Source organism: Roseisolibacter sp. H3M3-2, from assembly GCF_029211165.1.
GTDB lineage: Bacteria > Gemmatimonadota > Gemmatimonadetes > Gemmatimonadales > Gemmatimonadaceae > Roseisolibacter.
Map to the genome: position 1 here is coordinate 1 of NZ_JARGEK010000722.1, position 879 is coordinate 879.

The following is an 879-nucleotide window of genomic DNA, read 5'->3' on the forward strand; positions in this document are numbered from 1 at the left end:
CGACTTCGCCCGCGCCGCCGCCTGCGGCGTCACCCGCGCCCGGCGACGCCGCGCCGCGCCGTCCGACCGGCCCGCCGCTCGGGCGGGGGACCTGGCTGGTCAGCCGCCCGGCGGCGCGCGATCCGGACGAGACCCGGGTCGCCCTCTGCTGAGGCGCCGCCGGCGCGCCGCCCCCCGCACCACGGCCATCGCACGACGACGACCGCACGACGACAACCCCGTTCTCCGAGGCCCCCCCTCGCGCACGACGCCCCGCCGGCACGCGACGTCCCGGGGCTCCTCTCTCCGCCACCCACCCTGGCGCCCGCGCGGCGCCGCCCAGGAGCCCCCGCATGTCGGTCACCCTCCGCGCCCTCATCGGCAAGCTGAACCCCGCGATGCGCTCGACGATCGAGGCGGCCGCGGGGCTCTGCCTCTCGCGCACGCACTACGACGTCGAGATCGAGCACGTGCTCGTCAAGGCGCTCGACGCGGCCGACGGCGACGTCGCGCAGATCCTCAAGCACTACGGGGTGAACCGCGCCCGCCTGGCCGACGACCTGGCGCGCGGGCTCGACCGGCTCAAGAGCGGGAACGCGCGCACGCCGTCGCTGTCGCCGTCGCTGGTGCGGATGCTCACCGAGGCGTGGACGGTCGGCTCGATCGAGTTCGGCGCCGCGCACGCGCGCAGCGGGCACGCGGTGCTCGCCCTCGTGGGCAACGACGAGTTGAAGCGCCTCGCCGCCGACATCAGCCGCGAGCTGGAGAAGATCCCGGCGGAGGCGCTGCGCAAGGACTTCGCGACCATCACGGCGCCGTCGAGCGAGGCGGCGGCGGAGCTGCGCGCGGCCGACGCCGCGCCGGCGGGGGCGGCGGCCGGCGCGGGCGGGGCCACCGCGG

At 78.0% G+C, this 879-nt stretch carries 1 protein-coding gene; it reads left to right on the forward strand.

The window, feature by feature from the left end; translation table 11 throughout:
- Positions 1-332 precede the first annotated feature (332 nt).
- Positions 333-879, forward strand: a 547-nt coding sequence (locus tag PYV61_RS25985; protein WP_275836790.1) for a Clp protease N-terminal domain-containing protein, incomplete at its 3' end; no start/stop codon positions are given.